Here is a 19,494-nt window from a genome sequence, read left to right on the forward strand (position 1 = left end):
GGGGCGGCGGCCCACGGATTCAAGTCTGCGTGCGGGCATGCCGAGCCTAGGCGAGGCACCGAGTGGAGGGGCAAGAGCCTTTTGGTTACTTTTGGGCTCCTTTCAAAAGTGACCCGCCGTAAGGGCGGAACCATAAAGCCGCCATAACGCAAATAACGGACCAACCCCCACCCCAAGACACGGGACACCTCCACCACGGGTCTGCTAGGCTCCCGCCCCTGCGCCACCGCCTGCCTTTATAAGAGACCCCCCGCGTGCCCGACGCCATTTTGCGCCTAGCCCTGCCCTCGCCCCTGCGCCGCCTGTTCGATTACCGTGCCCCGGCCGGCGTGCTGCGGGCGCAGTTGCAGCCGGGTATGCGTGTGCGTGTGCCGTTCGGGCGCCGGGAGATGATCGGCATTCTGGTGGAAGTCGCCGACCACAGCGAAGTCCCGGCGGAAAAGCTCAAGCCCGCCCTGGCGATCCTCGACGCCACGCCGCCGCTGCCGCCCGCGCTGTTTAAGCTGTGCCTGTGGACCGCCCAGTATTATCAACACAGCCTCGGCGACACCTTGAGCTGGGCGCTGCCGGTGCTGCTGCGCCAGGGCGAGCTGGCCGAATCGCGCCAGGAGCGCTTCTGGTCGATGGTTCCCGGCGCGCGCTTCGACGACCCGCGCATTGCCCGTGCCCCGCGCCAGCGTGAAGCCCTGGCGACCCTGGCCCAACACCCGCACGGCGTCGCCCACCAGCTGTTAAGCAAGCTGATGCTGAGCAAAGACAGCCTCGACCTGTTGCTCGCCAAAGGCCTGGTGCAGGTGGAAATCCGTAAGCACGCTCCCGACCCGCGCCATGAACATTGGCTGGCCCAGCCGGAATTGCCGCTCAACCCTGAGCAGCGCGCGGCGTACGAGGCCATTCGTGCAGGTTTCGACAGCTTCCACGCGTTCTTGCTGGCCGGCGTCACCGGCAGCGGCAAGACCGAAGTGTATTTGCAACTGATCCGCGAAACCCTGCAAGCCGGCAAACAGGCGCTGGTGTTGATCCCCGAAATCAACCTGGGCCCGCAAACCCTGGCGCGTTTCGAACAGCGCTTCAACGCGCGCATCGCCCTGGTGCATTCGGCGGTCAACGACCGTGAGCGCCTGGAGTCCTGGCTGGCCGCGCGCGACGGCGAGGCCGACATTATTATCGGCACGCGTTCGGCGCTGTTCACGCCCATGAAAAACCCCGGGCTGATCATCATCGACGAGGAGCACGACGGCTCCTATAAACAGCAGGAAGGCCTGCGTTACCACGCCCGCGACCTGGCCCTGGTACGCGCGCGCCAGGAAGACATCCCGATTGTGCTGGGCTCGGCCACGCCTTCCCTGGAAAGCCTGCACAATGCCTACACCGGTCGTTATGGCCTCCTACGCCTGAACGAGCGTGCCGGTGGCGCCAAGCAGCCACGCTTCCTGCGCCTGGACGTGAAAAGTCGCCCGCTGGACAGCGGCATTTCCGGGCCGATGCAACAAGCCATCGGCCAGACCCTCGCCGCCGGCCAGCAAGTATTGGTGTTTCTCAACCGCCGTGGGTTTGCACCGACGCTGCTGTGCCATGACTGCGGCTGGATGTCCGAGTGCGAACGTTGCGATGCACGCATGACCGTGCACCAGCGCCATGGCGAGTTGCGTTGCCATCACTGCGGCCATGTGGAACGGGTGCCGCGCCACTGCCCGCAATGCGGCAAAGTGGACCTGCGCCCGGTTGGCGCGGGCACCGAACGCGCCGAGGAACGCCTGGGCATTCTGTTCCCCGATTACCCGGTGCTGCGCGTCGACCGCGACAGCACCTCGCGCAAAGACGCGATGAACCAGCTGTTTGCCACGATCCAGAAGGGCCAGCCGTGCATCCTGGTCGGCACGCAGATGCTTGCCAAAGGGCATCACTTTCCCCGGGTAACGCTGGTGTCGATCCTCGATGCCGACGGTGGCCTGTTTTCCGGCGACTTCCGCGCCAGCGAGCGCATGGCGCAGTTGATCGTGCAGGTCGCAGGCCGCGCCGGGCGTGCCGAAGAGCCGGGCAAGGTGATTATCCAGACGCACCTGGCCGACCATCCGCTGCTGATCCAGCTGACCGAACAAGGCTATTTCGCCTTCGCCGAACAGGCGTTGAGCGAACGTCGCTCCGCCGGTTTGCCACCCTTCTCTCATCTGGCCCTGTTGCGGGCTGAAGCGCACAAACCCGGGCAGGCCGAGGGTTTCCTCGATGAAGCGTGCAGCGCCGCCGAACGTTTGCTCGGCGAACTGGGTCTGACCGGCATCGAATTGCTCGGCCCGGTACCCGCGCCCATGGAGCGCCGCGCCGGGCGTTATCGCGCTCAGCTACTCTTGCAGGCAACCTCGCGCGCGCCGCTGCATCGGCTGTTAAGTAGCTGGTTGCTTGCCCTGGAGCAAATGCCCAGCGGCCGGCAAGTGCGATGGTCGCTGGATGTGGACCCGGTAGATTTGTATTGACTGCAAAATCGCTATCGCAGGCAAGCCAGCGCCCACATGTAGAAGTATTCACCCATTAAAATGTGGGAGCGGGCTTGCCCGCGATGAGGTCCGCGGGTCCGCCATCTGGTCTGAACGGTTGGCAAGCCCGCCCTCGCCACGGATAATGCCCAGTTTTTCCACCTGCGCATCGCGCGCCGCCGCTTGCGGTCGAAAGAGAACACCATGAAAGACACCATTCGCCAGCTGATCCAACAAGCCATCACCCAACTCGTCAACGAAGGTGTGTTGCCTGAAGGCCTGACGCCGGCGATCCAGGTGGAAAACACCCGCGACAAGACCCACGGCGACTTCGCCAGCAACATCGCGATGATGCTGGCCAAGCCTGCGGGCTTGAAGCCGCGCGACCTGGCGGAAAAAATCATTGCCGCCCTGCCCTCTGACGAGAGCGTCACCAAGGCTGAAATCGCCGGCCCGGGCTTTATCAACTTCTTCCAGAACACCCAGGCTCTGGCGTCGCGCCTGGACGCGGCCTTGGCCGACGCCAAGATCGGTGTGCGCAAGGCGGGCCCGCTGCAACGCGTGGCCATTGACCTGTCGGCGCCGAACCTGGCCAAAGAAATGCACGTGGGCCACCTGCGCTCCACCATCATTGGCGACGGCGTGGCGCGCGTATTGGAATTCCTCGGCGACGACGTGATCCGTCAGAACCACGTAGGTGACTGGGGCACGCAGTTCGGCATGTTGATGGCCTACCTGCAGGAAAACCCGATCACCAGCAACGAGCTGTCGGACCTGGAAAACTTCTACCGCGCGGCGAAGAAGCGCTTCGACGAGTCCGAAGAATTCGCCGACCGTGCCCGGGGCCTGGTGGTCAAGCTGCAAGCGGGCGACAAGGAGTGCCTGGAACTGTGGGGCCGCTTCCGTGAGATCTCGCTGTCCCACTGCCAGGAAATCTACGAGCTGCTCAACGTCAAGCTGACCATGGCCGACGTGATGGGCGAAAGCGCCTACAACGACGACCTGATCAACGTGGTCAACGACCTCAAGGCCAAGGGCCTGCTGGTCGAGAGCAACGGCGCGCAGTGCGTGTTCCTCGAAGATTTCAAGACCGCCGACGGCGAGCCACTGCCGGTGATCATCGTCAAGGCCGATGGCGGCTACCTCTACGCCACCACCGACCTGGCGGCCGTGCGCTACCGCAGCGGCGTGCTCAAAGCCGACCGCGCGCTGTATTTCGTCGACCAGCGCCAAGCCCTGCACTTCCAGCAAGTGTTCGAAGTGGCGCGCCGCGCGGGCTTCATCACTCACCCGATGCACATGGAACACATGGGTTTTGGCACCATGAACGGCGCCGATGGCCGCCCGTTCAAGACCCGCGACGGCGGCACCGTGAAGCTGATCGACCTGCTCAACGAAGCCCAGGAACGTGCCTACAACCTGGTGAAGGAAAAAAACCCGGAGCTGGCCGAAGCCGACCTGCGCAACATCGCCCGCGTGGTGGGCATTGGCGCGGTGAAATACGCCGACCTGTCCAAGCACCGCACCAGCGACTACAGCTTCAACTTCGAGCTGATGCTCAACTTCGAAGGCAACACCGCGCCGTACCTGCTGTACGCCTACACCCGTGTGGCCGGTGTGTTCCGCAAGCTGGGCAAGGACTTCAGCGAAGTCGAAGGCCACATCAACCTTCAAGCCCCGCATGAACAGGATCTGGCCGCCAAACTGGCGCAATTCGGCGAAGTGCTGAACAGCGTCGGCGAGAAAGGCACGCCGCACATCCTCTGCACCTATTTGTACGAAGTGGCCGGCCTGTTCTCCAGCTTCTACGAGAACTGCCCGATACTCACCGCCGACGACGAAGCCCAAAAACAAAGTCGCCTGCGCCTCGCCGCATTGGCTGGACGGACCCTCAAGCAAGGCCTGGAACTGTTAGGCCTGGAAACCCTGGAGCGTATGTAAGTTGGCTGCCAAGAAAAAACCTGCACCCAAGCGCGGCGCCAGCCGCTATCAGGCACCGGCGAAGAAGCCCATTCCAGGCTGGCTGTGGATGGCGATCGGCCTCGCGGTCGGTGCGTTTGTGGTGATCCTGATGAAGTTGGAGCCGGGCAAGGGCGATGACGTCAAACGCGTCAAGCAAGAGCAACTGAAGGCCACGAAAATAGCCGAGGCCAACAAGACGGCGCCAAGCCCGACTGCACCGGTGAAGCCGAAGTACGACTTCTACACGCTGCTGCCGGAATCGGAAGTGATCGTGCCGCCTGACGCCGTGCCGGAGAAAACCCTGCCGACGCCACAAGTGCCGACCACCCCGGTTACGCCTGCGGAAGCGGCGAAAATCGACACGGCACGCGCGCAGGCTGCATTGGCCGGGATCACCCCGCCGCCACCGCCGCCGGTCGCGACCACCAAGGCTGCGCCGGTGACCAAGTTCTTCCTGCAGGCGGGCTCGTTCCCGAAGCAGGCGGACGCGGACCGCGTGCGGGCGCAGATCATTCTGCTCGGCCAAGCGGTGACGGTGGAGTCCGGCACGGTGAAGGACGCGACCTGGTATCGCGTGCTGGTGGGGCCATTCAGCAACCGTGAACAGCTGACCGTGGCACAGAAGCAATTGGCCGGCGCAGGGTTTAGCAACCTGTTGTTACAACAACGCCAGAGCCGCTGATTCGCAGCCAACACTGCGTCAATGTGGGAGCTGGCTTGCGTGCGATAGCGGTATATCAGTCAATATTTTCTGTGACTGACACACCGCTATCGCAGGCAAGCCAGCTCCCACATTGGTTTCGGGGTGTTCTCAAAAATCTGTCAGACCAATAAACACCACTCGTCCGCCCCAACCGCCCAAGGTTGAAATCCCCCCCGCCACCCCCATATTAGTTCCATCAGGGCATTTTCGCCCCGCTGCGTGGAGACTCTCCCCTTGACCACCATCGTTTCAGTACGTCGCCACGGCAAAGTCGTCATGGGCGGCGACGGCCAGGTTTCCCTGGGCAACACCGTGATGAAAGGCAACGCGAAAAAAGTCCGTCGCCTGTACCACGGCCAGGTTCTCGCGGGCTTTGCCGGCGCCACTGCCGACGCCTTCACCCTTTTCGAGCGTTTCGAAGGCCAGCTTGAGAAACATCAGGGCCACCTCGTGCGCGCCGCCGTCGAACTCGCTAAAGAATGGCGTACCGACCGCTCCCTCAGCCGCCTGGAAGCCATGCTGGCTGTCGCCAACAAAGACGCATCCTTGATCATCACCGGCAACGGCGATGTGGTTGAGCCGGAAAACGGCCTGATCGCCATGGGTTCCGGCGGCGGCTACGCCCAGGCCGCAGCCAGCGCACTGTTGAAGAAAACCGACCTGTCGGCCCGCGAAATCGTCGAGACTGCCCTGGGCATCGCGGGCGATATCTGCGTGTTCACCAACCACAATCTGACCATTGAGGAGCAGGACCTCGCCGAGTAAGCCGTAGGCTTATTCCCGCTTGAGGCCGCCAAACACTATGTCCATGACTCCCCGCGAAATCGTCCATGAACTTAATCGCCATATCATCGGCCAGGACGATGCCAAGCGCGCCGTTGCCATTGCGCTGCGTAACCGCTGGCGCCGGATGCAACTGCCGGAAGAACTGCGCGTTGAAGTAACGCCAAAGAACATTCTGATGATCGGCCCGACCGGTGTCGGTAAAACCGAGATCGCCCGGCGCCTGGCGAAGCTGGCCAACGCCCCGTTCATCAAGGTCGAAGCCACCAAGTTCACCGAGGTCGGCTATGTGGGCCGTGATGTCGAGTCGATCATTCGTGACCTGGCCGACGCCGCGCTGAAACTGCTGCGCGAACAGGAGATGACCAAGGTCAGCCATCGCGCCGAAGACGCCGCCGAAGACCGCATCCTCGACGCCCTGCTGCCACCGGCACGCATGGGTTTCAACGAAGACGCCGCGCCAAGCTCGGATTCCAACACTCGCCAGCTGTTCCGCAAGCGCCTGCGTGAAGGCCAGCTGGACGACAAGGAAATCGAGATCGAAGTCGCCGAAGTCTCCGGCGTCGACATCTCCGCACCGCCTGGCATGGAAGAAATGACCAGCCAGCTGCAGAACCTGTTCGCCAACATGGGCAAGGGCAAGAAAAAATCCCGCAAGCTCAAGGTCAAGGACGCGCTGAAACTGGTGCGTGACGAAGAGGCCGGGCGCCTGGTCAACGAGGAAGAACTCAAGGCCAAGGCCCTGGAAGCGGTCGAACAGCACGGCATCGTGTTTATCGACGAGATCGACAAGGTGGCCAAGCGTGGTAATTCCGGCGGCGTCGATGTGTCCCGCGAAGGCGTGCAGCGCGACCTGCTGCCGCTGATCGAAGGCTGCACCGTGAACACCAAGCTGGGCATGGTCAAGACCGACCACATCCTGTTTATCGCGTCCGGCGCGTTCCACCTGAGCAAGCCAAGCGACCTGGTGCCGGAGCTGCAAGGCCGTCTGCCAATTCGCGTAGAACTCAAGGCGCTGACCCCTGGCGACTTCGAGCGCATTCTGAGCGAGCCGCACGCTTCGTTGACCGAGCAATACCGCGAACTGCTGAAAACCGAAGGCCTGGCCATCGAGTTCCTGCCGGACGGTATCAAGCGTTTGGCGGAGATCGCGTGGCAGGTCAACGAGAAGACCGAGAATATCGGTGCCCGTCGCCTGCACACCTTGCTTGAGCGCCTGCTGGAAGAAGTGTCCTTCAGCGCCGGCGACATGGCCGGCGCGCAGAATGGCGAAGCGATCAAGATCGATGCCGACTACGTCAACAGCCACCTGGGCGAATTGGCGCAGAACGAAGATCTGTCTCGTTATATCCTGTAAGCCTTACTCAGGACCGCTTTGCTTTTAATGTGGGAGCTGGCTTGTGTGGGAGCTGGCTTGCCTGCGATGCAGACACCTCGGTGCTTCAGTTACACCGCAGTGACGCCATCGCAGGCAAGCCAGCGCCCACATAAACCTGCTCCCCTATTTGAAGCCGGTTTCTTCAGGATCTTCTCCAATGACCACATTCCCCACCGCTGTAAACCTGCACAAAAACTCCAACACCCTCGGTCTCACCTACGGGCCCGACGAGGTCTACCAGCTCCCCGCTGAACTGCTGCGCACCCATTCGCCTTCCGCCGAGGTGCAGGGCCACGGCAAACCCATCCTGCAATTCGGCAAGCTCAACGTTCGGTTGACCAAGATAGAACCGGCCGGTCAGTACGCACTGAAATTGACCTTCGACGACGGGCATGACAGCGGACTGTTCACCTGGGACTACCTCTACCAATTGGCCGTGCGTCAGGACGCGCTGTGGGCCGACTACCTGGCCGAACTCAAAGCCGCCGGAAAAACCCGCGACCCGAGCCAGTCGGTCGTGCGGCTGATGCTCTAGCCCAGGCTTCTCGCTCTTTAGAGGGCATTTTCTAATTTCATCTGCTTGAATGCCCTGTCTCGTGGCCAACGATTGGCCCGCTTGCGAAAAAAATTAAACTCGGGTAACCAATGGAACTGGCAAGTTCCCTGCATTTGACGATGCGGTATCAACGGTCACCCGAGTCGCGTACCTGGCTTGTGTTGTGTATCGAAATTGGGTGCGCAGCAATCGCCGGTACTCGTCTTTCGGACAATGGAGCGTCGTAGATGAGTAACAAGAATAACGATGACTTGAAACGCCAGGCCTCGGAAAACACCCTGGGGCTGAACCCGATCATCGCGTTACGTAAAAAGGACTTACTCGCCTCGGCGAAGATGGTGCTGACCCAAGCCATCAAGCAACCGTTGCACAGCGTCAAGCATGTCGCCCACTTTGGCGTCGAATTGAAGAACGTGATGTTCGGCAAATCACAGCTGGTGCCGGAGGGCGACGACCGTCGCTTCCATGACCCGGCGTGGAGCCAGAACCCGCTCTATAAACGTTATTTGCAAACCTACCTGGCGTGGCGCAAGGAGCTGCACGACTGGATCGGCGACAGCAACCTGTCGGAACAGGACATCAGCCGTGGCCACTTCGTGATCAACCTGATGACCGAAGCCATGGCCCCCACCAACAGTGCGGCCAACCCGGCGGCGGTCAAACGCTTCTTTGAAACCGGCGGTAAAAGCCTGCTCGACGGGCTGTCCCATTTGGCGAAAGACATGGTGCACAACGGCGGCATGCCGAGCCAGGTCAATATGGGCGCGTTTGAAGTGGGCAAGACCCTGGGCACCACCGAGGGCGCCGTGGTGTTTCGCAACGACGTGCTGGAGCTGATCCAGTACAAGCCGATCACCGAGCAGGTGCACGAGCGCCCACTGCTGGTGGTGCCGCCGCAGATCAACAAATTCTATGTATTCGACCTGAGCCCGGAAAAAAGCCTGGCGCGCTTCTGCCTGCGCAATGGCCAGCAGACGTTTATCGTCAGTTGGCGCAACCCGACCAAGGCCCAGCGCGAGTGGGGCCTGTCGACCTACATCGAAGCGCTCAAGGAAGCGGTGGATGTGGTCACGGCAATTACCGGCAGCAAAGACATCAACATGCTCGGCGCCTGCTCCGGCGGCATCACCTGCACCGCGCTGCTCGGCCACTACGCCGCGCTGGGGGAGAAGAAGGTCAACGCCCTGACCCTGCTGGTGAGCGTGCTGGACACCACCCTGGACACCCAGGTGGCGCTGTTTGTCGACGAGCAGACCCTGGAGGCGGCCAAGCGCCATTCCTACCAGGCCGGTGTGCTCGAAGGCCGCGACATGGCCAAGGTGTTTGCCTGGATGCGCCCCAATGACCTGATCTGGAACTACTGGGTCAACAACTACCTGCTGGGCAACGAGCCGCCGGTGTTCGACATCCTGTTCTGGAACAACGACACCACGCGCCTGCCCGCCGCCTTCCACGGCGACCTCATCGAGCTGTTCAAGAACAACCCGCTGGTGCGCGCCAACGCCCTGGAAGTGTGCGGCACGCCGATCGACCTCAAGCAGGTCACCGCCGATATCTACTCACTGGCCGGCACCAACGACCACATCACGCCCTGGCAGTCTTGCTACAAGTCGGCGCAGCTGTTTGGCGGCAAGGTCGAGTTCGTGCTGTCCAGCAGCGGGCATATCCAGAGCATCCTCAACCCGCCGGGCAACCCCAAGGCGCGCTACCAGACCAGCGACGGCCTTGCGGGCAAGGCGCTGGAGTGGCAGGAGAACGCGACCAAGCACACTGACTCCTGGTGGCTGCATTGGCAGGCATGGCAGGCGGAGCGGGCGGGCAAGTTGAAGAAAGCACCTACAAGCTTGGGTAACAAAACCTATGCCGCAGCTGAGGCTGCGCCGGGTACTTATGTACACGAACGCTAAACACATTTTGCGGTTGGAATGAGGTCAATATGGGAGCTGGCTTGCCGGCGATAGCGGTGGGGCAGCGAGTAGATGAGCTAACTGATAGATCGCTATCGCAGGCAAGCCTGCTCCCACATGTACCGAGGTCTTACCAATAAGTACCGCCACTTCACAGGGCTTGAGCATGCCGCAACCGTTCATCTTCCGTACCATCGACCTGGATGGCCAAGCCATTCGCACGGCGGTACGCCCGGGCAAGCCTCACTTGACGCCGCTGCTGATCTTCAATGGCATCGGCGCCAACCTTGAGCTGGTGTTTCCGTTCGTCCAGGCATTGGACCCGGACCTGGAAGTGATCGCCTTCGACGTGCCGGGCGTGGGCGGTTCCTCGACGCCCAACCGGCCCTACCGTTTCCCCGGTTTGGCCAAACTCACCGCACGCATGCTTGATTACCTGGACTATGGCCAGGTGAACGCGGTGGGTGTGTCTTGGGGCGGCGCGTTGGCGCAGCAGTTTGCCTATGACTACCCGGAACGCTGCAAGAAGCTGATCCTGGCGGCCACGGCGGCCGGGGCTTTTATGGTGCCGGGCAAGCCGAAGGTGCTGTGGCTGATGGCAAGCCCACGGCGGTATATCCAACCGTCCCACGTGGTGCGCATTGCACCGATGATCTATGGCGGCTCGTTCCGCCGCGACGCAAAACTCGCCGCCGAACACGCCAGCAAAGTGCGCTCGGCCGGCAAGCTCGGCTACTACTGGCAGCTGTTTGCGGGGCTGGGCTGGACCAGCATTCACTGGCTGCACAAGATCCGCCAACCCACCCTGGTGTTGGCGGGGGACGACGACCCGCTGATCCCGCTGATCAACATGCGCATGCTGGCCTGGCGCATTCCCAACGCACAGCTGCACATCATCGATGACGGCCACTTGTTCCTGATCACCCGGGCCGAGGCCGTGGCGCCGATCATCATGAAGTTTCTCGAAGAGGAGCGCCTGCGCGCCGTGATTCACCCGCGACCCGCAATCTAGAGGTTCAAGGTCAGGACGACCTGCCGCGCAACTTGGGCAAAACCGACTATGGTTCTGAATTGGCGTGCCTGTTGATGGTTTGACGAAGGAGTGTTGGCTCATGCGAGAAAGACCCGTGACGAACCCGGCGCCCACCCCTGCCGCGTTCATCAATGCGCAAAACGCGATCACCGGCCTGCGCGGTCGGGATCTGCTGTCGACCCTGCGCAGCGTCGCCGCCCACGGTTTGCGCAACCCGGTGCACACCGCCCGTCATGCCCTGGCTTTCGGCGGGCAATTGGGTCGCATCTTGCTGGGCGAAACCGTGCATGAACCCAACCCCAATGACAGCCGCTTTGTCGACCCCACCTGGACGCTCAACCCGTTTTACCGGCGCAGCCTGCAGGCCTATTTGAGCTGGCAGAAACAAACGCGGCACTGGATCGACGACAGCGCACTGAGCGCCGATGACCGTGCCCGTGCGCACTTCGCCTTCGCCCTGCTCAACGACGCCGTCTCGCCATCCAATACCCTGCTCAACCCACTCGCCATCAAAGAGCTGCTCAATTCCGGCGGCAACAGCGTGATACGCGGCGCAAGCAACCTGTTTGAAGACCTGCTGCACAACAATGGCCTGCCGCGCCAGGTGAGCAAACACGCCTTCGAGGTTGGCAAGACAGTGGCCACCACCCCGGGCTCCGTGGTGTTTCGCAATGAACTGCTGGAGTTGATCCAGTACAAGCCCATGAGCGAAAAGCAGTACGCCAAGCCCCTGCTGGTGGTGCCGCCGCAAATCAACAAGTACTACATTTTCGACCTCAGCCCGGCCAACAGTTTCGTGCAGTACGCGCTGAAAAACGGGCTGCAGACCTTTATTGTCAGCTGGCGCAACCCGGATGTGCGCCACCGCGAATGGGGCCTGTCCACGTATGTGGCGGCGCTCGAAGAAGCACTCAACGTGTGCCGCGCGATTACCGGCGCGCGCGAGGTCAACCTGATGGGCGCATGCGCCGGCGGCCTGACCATTGCCGCGCTGCAAGGCCATCTGCAAGCCAAGCGCCAGCTGCGTCGGGTCTCCAGCGCCAGTTACCTGGTGAGCCTGCTGGACAGCCAGATCGACAGCCCCGCCATGCTGTTTGCCGACGAACAAACCCTGGAAGCCGCCAAGCGCCGCTCCTACCAGCAAGGCGTGCTGGACGGCCGCGACATGGCCAAGGTGTTTGCCTGGATGCGCCCCAATGACTTGATCTGGAATTACTGGATCAACAACTACCTGCTGGGCAAGGAACCGCCGGCTTTCGACATCCTGTACTGGAACAACGACAACACCCGCCTGCCCGCCGCGCTGCACGGCGACTTGCTGGACTTCTTCAAGCACAACCCGTTGAGCCATCCGGGCGGCCTGGAGGTGTGCGGCACGCCGATCGACTTGCAGAAGGTCACGGTGGACAGCTTCAGCGTGGCCGGTATCAACGACCACATCACGCCCTGGGATGCGGTGTACCGCTCCACACAATTGCTGGGTGGCGAGCGACGCTTTGTGCTGTCCAACAGCGGGCACATCCAGAGCATCCTCAACCCGCCGGGCAACCCCAAAGCCAACTACGTCGAGAACCTCAAGCTGAGCAGCGACCCGCGCGCCTGGTACTACGACGCCAACCACGTCGAAGGCAGCTGGTGGCCGCAATGGCTGGAATGGATTCAGCAGCGCTCGGGCGTACAGCGCGAAACCCTCACCGCCCTGGGCAACCAGAATTACCCACCGATGGAAGCGGCGCCGGGCACTTACGTGCGAGTGCGCTGAGCTCAACGATCACATTAAGAAGACTGGATGAAGACCCGCGACCGTATCCTTGAATGTGCCCTGCAGTTGTTCAACCAGAAGGGCGAGCCGAACGTGTCGACCATGGAGGTGGCCAATGAAATGGGGATCAGCCCCGGCAACCTCTACTACCACTTCCATGGCAAGGAGCCGTTGGTGCTGGGGTTGTTCGAGCGCTTTCAGTGCGAACTGGCGCCGCTGCTCGACCCGCCGGCAGATGCGCAGCTCAAGCCTGAAGACTACTGGTTGTTCCTGCACCTGATTGTCGAGCGCATGGCTCATTACCGGTTTTTGTTCCAGGACCTGTCGAACCTGGCGGGGCGCCTGCCGAAATTGGCCAAAGGCATCCGCAACTTGCTCACGGCACTCAAGCGCACGCTGGCGTCGTTGCTGGCGCGGTTAAAGGCCTCGGGGCAGTTGGTCAGCGGTACCCAGGCGCTGGGGCAACTGGTGGAACAGATCACCATGACCCTGCTGTTTTTCCTGGACTACCAGAGGATTCTCGACCGTGAAGGCGAGGTGCGCGTGGTGGTGTACCAGATCATGATGCTGGTGGCACCGCACCTGTTGATGCCGGCCAGATTGGCGACCGAGAAATTCGCCCTGAAATACCTGGATGACATTGATTAAAAATGTGGGAAGGCTTGTGTGGGAGCGGGCTTGCATAAAATCACCATAAAAAATGCCCGACCTTTGCAGGCCGGGCATTTTTTTGTGCCCTGAAAAAATCAGGACTGACTGGATGGCGTCGGGGTTACCGGCGTAGCAGTCGAGGTTGCAGCAGCGTGTGTCGGTGCAGAAACCGAGTTGGCTGAAGAGGCAGCCGGTGTCGGCGTTGCAGGCTTGGCCGCAATGGCAGGCTTTGGCGCTGCGGGTTTCTTGGCGGCTACTGGCTTCTTCGCGGCGGCGGGTTTTGCCGCAGGCTTGGCAGCCACTGGTTTTGCAGCAGCAGGCTTGGCCGCGGGTTTAGCGGCGGCAGGCTTGGCCACAGGCTTCGCAGCGGCTGGCTTGGCTGCAGGTTTGGCCGCTGCGGTTTTAGCCGCAGGTTTTGCGGCGGGTTTTGCGGCGGCCTTGGCGGCGGGTTTAGCTGCCGGCTTGGCAGCTGCTTTAGCGGCCACTGGCTTGGCGGCAGGCTTGGCAGCCGGTTTGGCGGCTGCAGTTTTCGCAGCTGGCTTGGCGGCAGGTTTAGCCGCCGCTTTGGCCGGTGCCTTGGCCGCGGGCTTGGCAGCCGCTTTCACCAGAGGCTTGGCTGCGGTTTTGGACGCAGGTTTGGCAGCAGCGGTTTTAGTGGCAGGTTTGGCAGCCGGTTTTGCAGCGGCCGTTTTCACCGGAGTCACTTTGGCGCCGGTCAGTTTTTCAATTTGCCGGGTCAAGATATCGACCTTGCCGTGCAGCGTTTTCAGCTCCGCCTTGCTTGGCACGCCCAATCGCGAAATGGCACTGTTGAGGCGCTTGTCGAAAGTTTCTTCCAACTTGCCCCAGGTGTCAGAAATGCTCGACTTGGCAGAACCGGCAGTTGCCTTGGCCGCTTCAACTTTTTTACCAACCGTGCTCTTGGTCAACTTCTCGGCCTTTTCGCCGTCCTTGACCAAAGTCTCGAAGTATTTGCCGCCGTCACTGCTAACCTTCGAATACACGCCTAAACCAGCAAGCCAGATCTTACGGGAATATTTTTCAACTTCCCCGACCCACGAGCTGCCTTCTTTCTGAGTAGTCTTTTTAACAGCCATCCCGATGTCTCCTTAGTGTTTACGCGCGACACGTTCTAGCAATGTCGTCAGCTCTTCGAGCTTAGCAGAGAGTGTCTCAACGTCATGTTTAGACGCAATGCCGATCCGATTCAAGGCACTTGCAACACGCGAGTCAAAAGCTTTTTCAACTTTATCCAGTTGAACTTCAACCAAACCTTTGACGCTTGAGACATTGCTCTTTACTTGGTCAATCTGACTGTTGGCGGCATCAAGTTGTTCAACCACAACTTTTTTGCCTTTACTTTCAACATGTTGACCTGTCTTAACAAGCTCTTTGAAGTACTCGCTGCCTTCGCTGCCGACCTTGGCATAGGCGCCAAGTCCTGCCAGCCAGATCTTGCGGGCATAGCTTTTAACGTCACCCAGGGCAGTGGACTGAATGTCGATTTTTTTCTTCAAAATAACTTTGGCCATGGTGCACCTCACGCAAAATTGGGGGGAGGAACGGCCCGCAGGAGTTGAGGGCTTGGGCACAAAGTAGGCAGAAAAATTAGAATCGGCACCCTAAGAAGAGGTGAATCAGGCCAGCGCCTTGTCCAGCGCTTTCTCGATTTCAGACTTGATGGTGCCACTCATGGCCGACATCAACAGGCCCAACTCCACATCAATGCGCAGCGAATCGTCGGCGACAAGTACCGTGCCTTTAACCCCCGAGCGCTTGAGGTTCAAGGTATCGCCGGACCACGACGGTTCCAGGCCATATTGCTCCTTGAGTTTGCTCGCCAACTTCTCGGCCTTCGCCCGCGCGCCTTCCTTACCCAAGGTGTGTGCACGTTCAACGGTAATACGGGCCATTGCAATGACTCCTCTTTATAGCTGTTTGGATACCTTCTATGCGGCAAAAGGTCTCGGTGGTCGCCCATCTTACCCCTATGCCTCTCTACCTGTAGTGAGCGGGCTTGCCCTGCGCTGGGCTGCGAAGCGGCCCCAAACCCAAGCACCTCGGTCTTTCTGAAACACTGCGGCGTCCTTTTTGGGGCGGCTTCGCCACCCAGCGCGGGGCAAGCCCGCTCACTACAGTTGAGCCTTGCCAAGACAAAGCAGGTCATGGGGATTATCATGTCCCGCATTCTCTTTTGGTGACAGCGATATGACTGATCAGCGCAAAGGCAGCGATGCCGAACCCACCACTCACTTCGGCTTCAAGAACGTTCCGGAAAGCCAGAAAGCGGAAAAAGTCGCTGAGGTGTTCCACTCCGTAGCCGCCAAGTACGACCTGATGAACGACGTGCTGTCGGGCGGCATGCACCGCCTGTGGAAACGCTTCACCATCGAGTTGTCGGGCGTACGCACCGGCAACCGCGTGCTCGACATCGCCGGCGGCACCGGCGACCTCGCGGCCAAGTTCTCCAAGCTCGTCGGCCCTACCGGCCAGGTCGTGCTGGCCGACATCAACGGCTCGATGCTCAAGGTTGGCCGCGATCGCCTGTTGGATAAAGGGGTGGCCGGCAATATCGAATTCGTCCAGGCCGACGCTGAAAAGCTGCCCTTCCCGGACAACCATTTCGACTGCGTAACCATCGCCTTCGGCCTGCGCAATGTCACCCATAAAGAAGACGCGATCCGCTCGATGCTGCGCGTGCTCAAGCCGGGTGGCCGCCTGTTGGTGCTGGAGTTCTCCAAGCCGACCAACGCACTGATGTCCAAGGTCTACGACACCTATTCGTTCGCCTTCATGCCGTTGATGGGCAAGCTGATCACCAATGACGCCGAAAGCTACCGCTACCTGGCTGAATCGATCCGCATGCACCCCGACCAGGAAACCCTGAAGTCGATGATGGTGGAAGCCGGTTTCGACCGCGTGACCTACCACAACATGACGTCCGGCATTGTTGCCCTGCACCGCGGTATCAAACCCTGATGCTGCTCAAAGGCCTTCTCGCCAGCGTTGAACACGGCATTAACCGTGTGCTGCGCCTGGACAGCACCGCCCTGGCGCGGCTTGCGCACTTGAACGGCAAGGTGATTGCCGTCGACTGCACGAGCCCCGCCTTGCAGCTGTTTATCCTGCCCAGCGACGAAGGCCTGCTGCTCGCGACTGACTGGGCCGCCGACGCCGACTGCACCCTGCGTGCGCCGGCGTCGAGCCTGTTGCACTTGGCCGTGAGCCGCAGCAAAACCACCATCCTGCACAGCGCCGAAGTGGAACTGGGAGGCGACAGTGCGGTGCTGATGGACCTGGCCGCCGTGCTGCAAGACCTGGAGCTGGACTGGGAATACGAGCTGTCACGCTGGATCGGCCCCGTCGCTACCCAGCTGATCAGCGGGCACCTGCGCAGCCGCTCGCGCTGGTACCAGCAGGGGTTCGCCAGCCTCAACCAGAACCTCGCCGAATACCTGAGCGAAGAATCGCGCATTCTCGTCGGAGAACGCGAAGCGCAAGCGCGCTTTCGTGAACTCGACAAGGCCAAAATCGACCTGGAACGCCTTGAGGCCCGCTTCGAGCGCCTGAGCCGTTCCCTTGATCCAAGCGATAACGCATGAAGCTGCTCGCCGTCCGCCGTTTGTTTCGTATCCAGCGCGTCGTAATCCGCTACCGCCTCGATGACCTGCTGTTCGCCCTGCCCTTGCCGTGGTTCCTGCTGGCGGTGCGCTACGTGCTGCCGTGGCGCTGGTTCCCGCGCAAACAGCTGGAGCTCAGCCGGGGTGCGCGCCTGCGCCTGGCGTTGCAGGACCTGGGGCCGATCTTCATCAAGTTCGGGCAGATCCTGTCCACCCGCCGCGACTTGCTGCCCGAAGACATCGCCGACGAATTGATGCTGTTGCAGGACCGCGTACCGCCGTTCGATTCCCAGCAATCGATGAAGCTGATCGAGGAGCAACTGGGCCAGAAGATCAGCGACGTCTTCAGCCGCTTCGATGTCGAGCCGCTGGCCTCGGCTTCGGTGGCGCAAGTGCATGCGGCGCAGCTCAAGACCGGCGAAGAAGTGGTGGTGAAGGTGATTCGCCCGGGCCTCAAGCCGATCATCGGCCAGGACCTGGCGTGGCTGTTCATCCTTGCCCGCGCCGCCGAGCGTTTCTCTGCCGATGCGCGCTTGCTGCACCCGGTGGACGTGGTTGCCGACTACGAAAAAACCATCTACGACGAACTCGACCTGCTGCGCGAAGCCGCGAACGCCAGCCAGCTCAAGCGTAACTTCGAAGGCTCGCCGCTGCTGTACGTGCCGCAAGTGTATTGGGACTGGTGCCGCCCGAAAGTGCTGGTGATGGAGCGCATCTACGGCGTGCAGGTCACCGACCTTGCGACCCTGGCCGACCAGCGCACCGACATGAAGATGCTCGCCGAGCGCGGCGTAGAGATCTTCTTCACTCAGGTGTTCCGCGACAGCTTCTTCCACGCCGACATGCACCCGGGCAACATTTTCGTCAGCACCGTCAACCCGTGGAGCCCGCAGTACATCGCGATCGACTGCGGCATCGTCGGCAGCCTGACCCCGGAAGACCAGGACTACCTGGCGCGCAACCTGTTTGCCTTCTTCAAGCGCGACTACCGCCGCGTGGCGCAATTGCACATCGATTCGGGCTGGGTGCCGGCGGAAACCAAGCTCAACGAATTCGAAGCGGCGATCCGTACTGTGTGCGAGCCGATCTTTGAAAAACCGTTAAAAGATATTTCATTCGGCCAGGTGCTGATGCGCCTGTTCCAGACCGCGCGCCGCTTCAATATGGAAGTGCAGCCGCAGCTGGTACTGCTGCAAAAAACCCTGCTGAACATCGAAGGCCTGGGCCGCCAGTTGTACCCGGACCTTGATCTGTGGAACACCGCGCAGCCGTTCCTGGAACGCTGGATGCGCGAGCGCATGAGCCCGAAAACCGTGCTGGGCAACCTGCACAGCCAGATGGAACAGCTGCCGCACCTGGCCAACATGACCCGCGACCTGCTGGAGCGCATGTCCCAGCCTCACGCCAAGGACCCCGCGCCACCGTGGCAGAAGCGCAAGGACGACTGGTTCCTGCGCCTGCTGGGCGCCGCGCACCTGGTAGGCGGCGTGATGCTGGCGATTGGCGGGCCGCTGAACCAATTGGGCCATTGGCCGGCCGGCATCATGGTCGCCGTGGGTGTTTATCTGATCGTGCGTCGATAGCCGATCCGGTTATACACTGTCGCAAATTGCCGGAGCCGAACATGAAAGACTGGCTGGACGAGATCAAGTGGGACAGTGACGGCCTGGTGCCGGCCATTGCCCAGGACTACAAGACCGGGCGCGTATTGATGATGGCCTGGATGAACCGCGAGGCCCTGAGCCTGACCGCCGCTGAGCAGCGCGCCATTTACTGGTCACGTTCGCGTGGCAAACTGTGGCGCAAGGGCGAAGAGTCCGGGCACGTGCAAACCCTGCACGAGATGCGCATCGACTGCGACGCCGACGTGGTGATCCTCAAGGTCGAGCAAATCGGCGACATCGCCTGCCACACCGGTCGTCACAGTTGCTTCTATCGCGTGTTCGAAAACGGCGAATGGAAGGTTGTAGAGCCGGTGCTCAAAGACCCGCACGCCATCTACTCGGCAGGACACTGAACATGAGCGATACCCTGAACCGTGTGGCACAGGTGCTGGAAGACCGCAAAGGCGCGGACGCCGACAGCTCTTATGTCGCCAGCCTTTACCACAAGGGCCTGAACAAGATTTTGGAAAAACTCGGCGAAGAATCCGTCGAAACCATCATCGCCGCCAAGGACGCACAAATCAGCGGCGACTGCAGCGATGTGATCTACGAAACCGCTGACTTATGGTTCCACAGCCTGGTCATGCTCGCCCAACTGGGGCAGCATCCGCAGGCCGTGCTGGATGAACTGGACCGTCGCTTCGGCTTGTCCGGGCACGCCGAAAAGGCCTCGCGCCCGTCCGCCTGAATAACTTTCACAGAGGAATTGCAGCATGGGCATTTTTGACTGGAAACACTGGATCGTCATTCTGGTGGTGGTTGTTCTGGTGTTCGGCACCAAGAAACTCAAGAACCTGGGCACTGACGTGGGCGAGTCGATCAAGGGCTTTCGCAAAGCCATGAACGACGATGAAAAACCAGCGGAGCCAATGGCCAACCCCGTGCCTCCGGCCCAGCCTGTACACCCGCAGGCCACTCAGCCCATTACCGAACGTCGCACCTTCGACGTGCAGGCTGAAAAAGTCGAAGAGCCGACCCGCAAAGACTTGTGAGCACTGACT

General features: G+C 61.1%; 19 protein-coding genes. 16 read left to right on the forward strand and 3 right to left on the reverse strand.

Annotated elements, in window-relative coordinates:
• Positions 1-254: 254 nt before the first annotated feature.
• From WBB95_RS13115 to WBB95_RS13160, 10 genes are all read left to right on the forward strand, one after another.
• Positions 255-2,474 (forward strand): primosomal protein N', encoded by a 2,220-nt coding sequence (locus tag WBB95_RS13115; protein ID WP_424487964.1) that lies wholly within the window; start codon positions 255-257, stop codon positions 2,472-2,474.
• A gap of 204 nt (positions 2,475-2,678) precedes the next feature.
• The gene (gene argS, locus WBB95_RS13120) at positions 2,679-4,415 is read left to right on the forward strand and encodes an arginine--tRNA ligase (protein WP_424487965.1); all 1,737 of its coding nucleotides are present in this window, start codon (positions 2,679-2,681) and stop codon (positions 4,413-4,415) included.
• A 1-nt stretch (position 4,416) separates the two neighbouring features.
• Positions 4,417-5,118 (forward strand): SPOR domain-containing protein, encoded by a 702-nt coding sequence (locus WBB95_RS13125; protein WP_424487966.1) that lies wholly within the window; start codon positions 4,417-4,419, stop codon positions 5,116-5,118.
• Between the two features lie 255 nt (positions 5,119-5,373).
• Positions 5,374-5,904, forward strand: coding sequence for an ATP-dependent protease subunit HslV (gene hslV, locus WBB95_RS13130; protein ID WP_017738857.1), 531 nt, complete (start codon positions 5,374-5,376; stop codon positions 5,902-5,904).
• 37 nt (positions 5,905-5,941) lie between these two features.
• On the forward strand, positions 5,942-7,279 hold the full coding sequence (gene hslU, locus WBB95_RS13135) for an ATP-dependent protease ATPase subunit HslU (protein WP_424487967.1): 1,338 nt from the start codon (positions 5,942-5,944) through the stop codon (positions 7,277-7,279).
• A 178-nt stretch (positions 7,280-7,457) separates the two neighbouring features.
• On the forward strand, positions 7,458-7,835 hold the full coding sequence (locus WBB95_RS13140; RefSeq protein ID WP_424487968.1) for a gamma-butyrobetaine hydroxylase-like domain-containing protein: 378 nt from the start codon (positions 7,458-7,460) through the stop codon (positions 7,833-7,835).
• A 248-nt stretch (positions 7,836-8,083) separates the two neighbouring features.
• Positions 8,084-9,763: a class II poly(R)-hydroxyalkanoic acid synthase gene (gene phaC, locus WBB95_RS13145; RefSeq protein WP_424487969.1), complete on the forward strand. Its 1,680-nt coding sequence runs from the start codon at positions 8,084-8,086 to the stop codon at positions 9,761-9,763.
• Between the two features lie 166 nt (positions 9,764-9,929).
• Complete coding sequence (phaZ, locus tag WBB95_RS13150) at positions 9,930-10,775, forward strand: poly(3-hydroxyalkanoate) depolymerase (protein WP_424487970.1); 846 nt, start codon at positions 9,930-9,932, stop codon at positions 10,773-10,775.
• Between the two features lie 100 nt (positions 10,776-10,875).
• On the forward strand, positions 10,876-12,558 hold the full coding sequence (gene phaC, locus WBB95_RS13155) for a class II poly(R)-hydroxyalkanoic acid synthase (protein WP_424487971.1): 1,683 nt from the start codon (positions 10,876-10,878) through the stop codon (positions 12,556-12,558).
• A 27-nt stretch (positions 12,559-12,585) separates the two neighbouring features.
• The gene (locus WBB95_RS13160; RefSeq protein WP_424487972.1) at positions 12,586-13,206 is read left to right on the forward strand and encodes a TetR/AcrR family transcriptional regulator; all 621 of its coding nucleotides are present in this window, start codon (positions 12,586-12,588) and stop codon (positions 13,204-13,206) included.
• Positions 13,207-13,304: 98 nt separating this feature from the next.
• On the opposite strand, the gene WBB95_RS13165 is transcribed toward WBB95_RS13160, so the two are convergent.
• From WBB95_RS13165 to WBB95_RS13175, 3 genes are all read right to left on the reverse strand, one after another.
• On the reverse strand, positions 13,305-14,306 hold the full coding sequence (locus tag WBB95_RS13165; protein WP_424487973.1) for a phasin family protein: 1,002 nt from the start codon (positions 14,304-14,306) through the stop codon (positions 13,305-13,307).
• 12 nt (positions 14,307-14,318) lie between these two features.
• The gene (locus tag WBB95_RS13170) at positions 14,319-14,741 is read right to left on the reverse strand and encodes a phasin family protein (RefSeq protein WP_424487974.1); all 423 of its coding nucleotides are present in this window, start codon (positions 14,739-14,741) and stop codon (positions 14,319-14,321) included.
• Positions 14,742-14,846: 105 nt separating this feature from the next.
• Entirely contained in the window at positions 14,847-15,122 is a 276-nt protein-coding gene (locus WBB95_RS13175; RefSeq protein ID WP_424487975.1) for a polyhydroxyalkanoic acid system family protein, read from the reverse strand.
• Between the two features lie 295 nt (positions 15,123-15,417).
• Here WBB95_RS13175 and ubiE point away from each other — a divergent pair, with 295 nt between their 5' ends.
• The 6 genes from ubiE to WBB95_RS13205 are packed head-to-tail and all read left to right on the forward strand — an operon-like array spanning position 15,418 to position 19,485.
• A complete protein-coding gene (gene ubiE, locus WBB95_RS13180) occupies positions 15,418-16,188 on the forward strand; it encodes a bifunctional demethylmenaquinone methyltransferase/2-methoxy-6-polyprenyl-1,4-benzoquinol methylase UbiE (protein WP_003171186.1) in 771 nt (256 codons plus the stop codon).
• Positions 16,188-16,811, forward strand: a complete 624-nt coding sequence (locus tag WBB95_RS13185) for a ubiquinone biosynthesis accessory factor UbiJ (protein ID WP_424487976.1) — start codon at positions 16,188-16,190, stop codon at positions 16,809-16,811. Before ubiE ends, WBB95_RS13185 begins: the two co-directional genes overlap by 1 nt.
• The gene (gene ubiB / locus WBB95_RS13190) at positions 16,808-18,412 is read left to right on the forward strand and encodes a ubiquinone biosynthesis regulatory protein kinase UbiB (protein ID WP_424487977.1); all 1,605 of its coding nucleotides are present in this window, start codon (positions 16,808-16,810) and stop codon (positions 18,410-18,412) included. Before WBB95_RS13185 ends, ubiB begins: the two co-directional genes overlap by 4 nt.
• Positions 18,413-18,453: 41 nt before the next feature.
• Positions 18,454-18,846, forward strand: a complete 393-nt coding sequence (hisI, locus tag WBB95_RS13195; RefSeq protein ID WP_101265664.1) for a phosphoribosyl-AMP cyclohydrolase — start codon at positions 18,454-18,456, stop codon at positions 18,844-18,846.
• 2 nt (positions 18,847-18,848) lie between these two features.
• Positions 18,849-19,181: a phosphoribosyl-ATP diphosphatase gene (locus WBB95_RS13200; protein ID WP_003209299.1), complete on the forward strand. Its 333-nt coding sequence runs from the start codon at positions 18,849-18,851 to the stop codon at positions 19,179-19,181.
• Positions 19,182-19,206: 25 nt separating this feature from the next.
• Positions 19,207-19,485 (forward strand): twin-arginine translocase TatA/TatE family subunit, encoded by a 279-nt coding sequence (locus tag WBB95_RS13205; protein ID WP_424487978.1) that lies wholly within the window; start codon positions 19,207-19,209, stop codon positions 19,483-19,485.
• Positions 19,486-19,494: the final 9 nt, after the last annotated feature.

The organism is Pseudomonas sp. (genome assembly GCF_049645325.1).
GTDB lineage: Bacteria > Pseudomonadota > Gammaproteobacteria > Pseudomonadales > Pseudomonadaceae > Aquipseudomonas.